At 36.2% G+C, this 7,380-nt stretch carries 1 protein-coding gene and 1 pseudogene; both read left to right on the forward strand.

The features are described 5' to 3' along the window. Positions 1-1,298 (forward strand): annotated as a pseudogene (locus P8M54_RS12605) (hypothetical protein); the annotation flags it as partial. A gap of 306 nt (positions 1,299-1,604) precedes the next feature. Further along, on the forward strand, positions 1,605-7,380 hold a 5,776-nt coding region (locus P8M54_RS12610; RefSeq protein WP_300288266.1), incomplete at its 3' end, for a SprB repeat-containing protein.

Raw genomic sequence — 7,380 nt, forward strand, 5'->3', positions numbered from 1 at the left:
AAAAGATAAGATTGGTTGCTGATGCTAGAGCAAAAGCTGATGCTCAAACTGCTGAGAAGTTAAGATTGGCTGCTGATGCTAAAGCAAAAGCTGATGCTGAAACTGCTGAGAAGTTAAGATTGGCTGCTGATGCTAAAGCAAAAGCCGATGCTGCTGAAAAGATAAGATTGGTTGCTGATGCTAAAGCAAAAGCTGATGCTGAAACTGCTGAGAAGTTAAGATTGGCTGCTGATGCTAAAGCAAAAGCTGATGCTGCTGCTGAGAAGTTAAGATTGGTTGCTGATGCTAAAGCAAAAGCTGATGCTGAAACTGCTGAGAAGTTAAGATTGGCTGCAGATGCTAAAGCAAAAGCCGACGCTGCCGCTACCGAAAATGTAAGACTGGCTGCTGATGCCAAAGCAAAGGATGAAGCAAATCTTAAACTTTTAAAAGATGACAACGCGAAAGCGATGGATGAAGTTGCTGATAGTTTTGAATTACAAGCTAAAAAACAAGCTGATTTGATTAGTCAATTGAATATTTCTGTTGCAGGTAAACAGAAAGAACTAGATGAAATAAGAGAGGAAAATGACCTAAGTGAAAAAGGAATATATAAAGAGCCTAAACCGTTTAAAAGTGCCTCAGCTGAAAATGCTAAATTGGAAGATTTAAAAGTACAGCTATCAGATTTAGATAGAATTCAGAGAGCATCATTAGAGAGTTTAACAAAACTGTATAATGAAAGATTGAAGAAAACCGCAAACAAAACGGATGTGCTTACGGTGTCTTATTTACAAAAAATAAATGCTCTCAAGTCAGCATTATTAAAGGGCGAAGAATTAAATCAAAAGTTATTGACTACTTTAGAGACTATTAAATCTGAAACTGATATTGAAAAGAAACGTCGAATTAAACGAGCAAATTTTGAAACTGATGATAATAGATATGTGCAAGATGTTGCTACCTTAAAGAGAATAAAGGAGATTACTAGAGTTAGTCAAACGCCTTTAAAGGTAACTGATTTCGATTTTGGTCAAGAGCAATCGAATATTCAAATAGTAAAAAATATAAAAAATGAGCAAACAGGATTTTATTTAGTTCTGGCACTGCATAATGACGTTGCAAAACGAGATGAATTTTTAGCTAAAATGGTTGCATCTGGAAGAAAGGATGTTAATTTCTTTTACAACGTGAATACAAGTATGTACTATATTTATTGTGAAAAATTTGATAGTTTAGAACAAGCTACTTCAAATTTACAAAACAAAGGAAATGAAGCATATAATGAGAAAATGTCTATCGTTAAAATAGATAATTAATAGGTTTGAAAATAATAATATCACGAGAAAAAATTTGGAATTTTTGATAAAAAAATCCATTATAATTAGTAAAATATATTTCTTGATTTGTAATCAATAAGTTTATAATTACTTAACAAGTGTCAAAGCCCCGAGAAAATGAATAATGCTACAATAATTACAGCTAAGTTCCTTATGGAACGATTGATTACATTGCTTCTTTATTTGAATCGATGTTTACTATCATTTTTACATCTGCCTATCAAAAGAAAATATGGCAAATTAAATAATAGCCTAACACAATTGATATTAGTGGTGTTATGTAGTATGTCAATTTTTACAAGTCATGCGCAGCTAGCTACACCTTTTACTCCAAGGTTAACTACTGGAAGTATCAAAGTAAAAGGAGACGTTTTGTTGATTGGTAATAGTATAATCAAAGGAAAAGGATTAGCAAATCCATATAATGGTGCGGCTAACAATAATAATGAAGAAGGAGAATATATTGATGTTGATTCTGATCCTACAACATTTAGTTCTAGTACTGCTAAACTTGAAATAAACAATAGTTGTAAACGAATTGTATTTGCGGGATTATATTGGGCCTCCATTTATCCTAATGAGGTTTCTACTAACTCTAGTCAATTTTTTACGGGAACACAGCGTTTGAATGATTGGAATCAAGTGAAGTTTAAATTGCCTAATGGCACAAACCTTAATTTAACAGCTAATAAAACGAATCCGAAAGAAGTTATTTTTGATGGTTACAATTATACTAACATTAATAATTCTTTTAAAGACTCTCCAATTATTTGTTTCAAAGATATAACTGCTGATATTGCTGCTTTAACAAATGCAGATGGTGAATACACTTTAGCCAACTTACGTGCAACACGCGGAAGACGTAATGGAGGTTGTGCCGCTGGTTGGACGCTAGTAGTCATTTATGAAAGCCCTACGTTACCAAGTAAGTTCATCTCTGTGTTTGATGGCTATGCTGGTGTCCAAGGAAATGATCAATTAAATATTCCAATATCTGGTTTTAAAACCTTGCCAAGTCCTTTTCCGGTTAATGCAAAGATTGGTGTATCTGCTCTGGAGGGAGATCTTGGTATTACAGGTGATACTTTTCAATTTAAGGCTGCTTCAAAAGCTACTTTTACTAATATTAGTGACGCTGTTAGTGCAGCTAACAATTTTTTCAATTCTACAAATTCAAATAATGGTGTTAAAATAACATCAGGAAACCCAGCTAGTACTAATCTTTTAGGGTATGATATTAAAAATGTTAAAATTCCAAATGCTTTAAATGCTGTTATTCCCAATAACGAGACTGCTGGAGATTTAAAATTAACCACCTCAGGTGACGGATATGGTGCATTTGTGACCACATTTGCGGTTGATATTATCGAGCCTAAAATTCTTTTAACCAAAGAGGTAAAGGATGAAGCAGGTAACGATGCAAGTGGAGCCAATGTAACCCCATCACAACAATTATATTACGTTCTAGGTTTTGAAAATCAAGGTAATGATGATGCTGCGCAATTTACAATAAAAGATAAATTACCAATTAATGTTGGTTTTAATTATCCTGCTGATATAGATCCCTCTTCCTTACCACCCGGGGTAACACACAGTTACGTGGCACCTTCTGCCGCTAACGGATTTCGAGGCGAAATAACATTTAATATACCCAATAATCTGGTGAAAGCTAATTTAACACCTGGACCACCATTTGTTCGATATGAGATAAAATTAAAGGTAAAAGTGTCCCGGTGTAATGAATTAAGTGATGCCTGTGCTAACATAATTCAAAATACTGCCTACGCTCGGTATCGAGGTGTTACAAATACTACTTTCTATGATGAAGAGAGTTATGCAAGTTATACTTCTTGTAATCTTGGAACACCACAGCCAACTAATTTTCTTGTAGGTGTAAACGATTGTTTATTCACTCAAAACGCAATTTTGTGTGGTTCAAGTACCGTTCTGACGGCATCTGATGGTTATAGAACTTATACCTGGACAGGGCCATTTGGGTTTACTGCTACTGGTCAAACAGTTACTGTTACTAATCCCGGTGTTTATAAAATTTTTGGGGAGGGTAATAGACCCTGTATCGATTATCGAGAGGAAATTACCGTAGCACCTTTTGGAGGAACAACTACCAACCCTATAACACCTTATGCCGATAACGCACCTGATAAAAATAATTTACCAGTTTGTCCTGACAATGGTAAATTTTTGCCAAAAATCTTTCTATGTGGTCTAAATGACTTTAGACAAATAGCTACTGGGATAACAGGAGCCACTTCTATCGTTTGGGAAAAAACAACCTGTCTACCTCCATCTAATTTATCAACACTTTGCGCTAATGAATCTTCAAGCTGCTCTTGGACATCAGCGGGTCCTAATGGACCAAATTTCACTGCAAATAGTGAAGGGCAATTTCGTTTAACTATCAATTACTCGGGTGGTTGTTTTAATCGTTATTACTTTAATGTTTATAAAAACACATTAAATCCTACCGCAACTAAAACAGACATATATTGTAATACACCAGGATCAATAACGGTTGGCAATGTGCCATCAGGTTATGAGTATAGTTTAAATAATACTACATATCAAGCATCAAATGTTTTCAGTGTTACCACTGCTGGACTTTACAACGTTTATGTACGACAAACTGGCGTAAGCACCAATCCTTGTATTTTTCAAGTTAAAGACATTCAAATAAGTGCGAGTAATTTTAGCACAACTGTTAATGCTACCCAGCCAAGATGTTATGGAGACAAAGCAACAATTTTAGTAGCTGCAAATAATGTTCGACCGCAATATAAGTTCGACTTATATTTGCAAGGTAGCGCCACAATTGTTAACACTTCAGGATTGATAACGGCAAGTAATCAATATACATTTGTTAATGTTAATCCTGGCAAATATAGCATTGTAACAACTACTGACGATGGCTGTACCAATACTCGATCAATTGAAATCATTGAGCCTAGTCAATTAAAAGGAACCGCTGCTGTCACTAAATCATTAACTTGTACAGATGGAGAAATTACAGTGACCGCTACGGGCGGTACAGCACCTTATAACTATTCTGTAAATGGTGCTGCTTTTGTAACTGATCCGGTAATTCCTGTCACTAATCCTGGAGGTAACTTTAGCATTCAGGTTGTTGATGCAAACAATTGTAGTATTACCCTACCAACGCTAACGCTAAACTCAATACCAAAGCCAGTATATACGGTAACTAAAACAGATATTAAATGCTATAATGACAAAGGTGCTATCCAGTTTAACGTGAGTAACGCGAATGGATATACTTTACAATATAGCATTGATAACGGCGTAACCTTTAGTAATAACCCAATTTTTTCTAATTTATCATCTGGAACTTATCAAGCAGTTCTAAAATATAGTATAACTGAAAGTAATGGTACTGTTACATCGTGTTTAGATCCGGAGCAAACTATAATTATTGGTAGCCCAGCCGCTGCTTTGACTGCTTCGGCCGGTGTTTCTGCCTTAGCGGGTTGTACACTTTCTAATCAAGGGGGTACAATACGATTTACAAATGTTTCTGGAGGAACTCCAATATATACTTATAGTTTTGATGGAGGAAGTACGTTTCAAGCTGCATCTTCAAAAGATGTATTACCGGGCACTTATACTTTGGTGGTAAAAGACAGTCAAGGATGTACATTTACGATTCCTTACCCAGTTATATTAGATCCTATTCCTACTGCTCCAACAATATCAGTGAGTACTGCTAATTTTAATTGTGATGGTACAGGAACGAGCACGGTTACAGTAACTAATTCAGGTAGTGCTAATTATAATTACGAGTACTTAATTGATGGAGTTAAAAACACAAATACAGCTGATCCTAAAGTGTTTTTAAATGTGCCTTCAGGAAATCACACGATATCAGTTAATTATATATTAACTAGCGCATCCACTTTTAGTAATTTATTAGAAGAAAATTTCGGTATCGGTCCAAATACAACTACACCTGGAATTGCAGCTGCTTATTGCTATCATAATCTAGATGTAGTCCCTTCAACCTGTCCAAATAAAGCGTTGACACTAGAGGACAACCAATATGTGGTAACAAGAGGAATTGTTCCCAACAATTCAGCTTGGTTTGCTTTTAGAGATCACACCTCGGCAGCAACTACACCTAATCCTAATGGACGCTTTTTAGCAATTAACATTGGAGGTGCCGCTGGAGCAAACGGTATATTGTATAGTCAAATAATTAATGATGTTATCCCAAATCAGCCCGTAATTGTAGAGGCATATTTAGCTAACCTATTTAGAGCTAATTTTGTTGGTGGAGCTGACCCTAGTTTTTCGTTCGAGTTAGTTGATCTTGCCGGAAACGTTATTGCACAACAACCACCGATACCGCCAAACCCAAACCCAACGGGAGTTCCTCCTATTCCTCCTATTTTAAGATCTAATAAATGGGAGTTACGAACAGTATCATTAAATCCAGGTAACAATACTTCATTACGCTTTAACGTAAGATCTGGAAGTACGGTATACAACGGTAATGATGCAGCTATCGACGATATAAAAGTATATCAGTTACCAGCTACATGCATTACCAAAAAAGATTTCCCAATAGTAGTTCCAACAGATAAAAAGTTTACAGTTGCCATCACAGGTCACACTAATTTAACTTGTTTTAATGCAAATGATGGAACAATAACCATTGCTGCCCAAAACTTTAATGCAACTTATGGATTTGATTATTCATTAAATAACGGAAGCACATGGGTAAATACTAAAACTTCCCCAGTTACAGTCTCATTGCTTTCAGCACAAACGTATGCTATAAAAGTACGTTACGATAACACTGCAGGCACATGTTCATTCGATTTTTCGCAGCCAATAACTGCTCCAACGGCAGTAACTGTTACGGCTTCTGTGACAACACAACCTACTTGTACAACTGGAGCAACAATTACCGCTGTAGCTGCTGGAGGTACGGCAGGTTATTTCTATGAATTAAGACGCACAGATAATACTGTAGTGGTAGCCTTTAAAAACTCTGGAGTTTTCACAAATGTAGCTACAGGTTCGTACATAGTAATAGCTAGAGATGCAAATCAATGTCTTTCTCAAGCATCGGCTTCTGTTACAGTTACTGCGCCAATTGCACCTGTGGCAAGTTTGAGTTCTACCTCTGATTTGTGTTATGACACTGTAAATAAAGCCACACTTGTTGTGAGTGTTACTGGAGGTACTGGTGCTTTAAGTTATAGTTTAGATGGAGCTTCGGGTCAGTCTTCAAGTACTTTCAATAATGTAAATCCAGGAACACATACTATTGTTGTAACTGATAGCAATAACTGTACGGCAACCATTAGTAACATAGTGATTGCCCCTGAATTAGTAGCAACTCCAACAGTTAGCAAAACCTTAGATTGTAGTACTTCAAATCCTAATGGTACTATTGATGTTGCTATCACCGGTGGTACAGCTGCTTTTACGTATACTGTTAAAAAAGATGCAGGAGCTTATGGTTCATCTGTTAACGTTACAGGAAGTTCATTTACTTATATCGCAACAACTTCTGGATTATATACTTTTTTAATTACTGATGCTACGGGTTGTACTGTTACGACGATGGCAACAATAAACGCAATTTCAAACCCTACAGTTACTGCAACACCTACACAAATTAGTTGTTTTGGTTTTTCAAACGGTTCTGTATTGCTTTCAGGAGCAGGAGGCGCTGGAGGATATACTTATAGTTTCAACGGTAGTGCGTTTACAACAAGCGCCACATACTTGGGTTTAAGTGCAGGAATTGCTTATCCATATCAAGTAAAAGACAGTAAGGAATGTGTAGCTTCAGGTACAATAACATTAACACAGCCAACCCAATTAGTGGTAAGCGCAACAGCTACACCTTTTTCTTGTAGTGCTACTAATGCCAAACAATCGGCTACTGTTACCATTACGGTTCCAACCACGGGAACTGCACCATACACCTATAGTTTTGACAACGGAAGTACATTTGTAGCTGGAAACACAAAAAACTATACTGATAACGGCTCAGACCAAGTAATTAACTATCAAGTAA

It is taken from the genome of Flavobacterium sp., assembly GCF_029242675.1.
Classification (GTDB): Bacteria; Bacteroidota; Bacteroidia; order Flavobacteriales; family Flavobacteriaceae; genus Flavobacterium.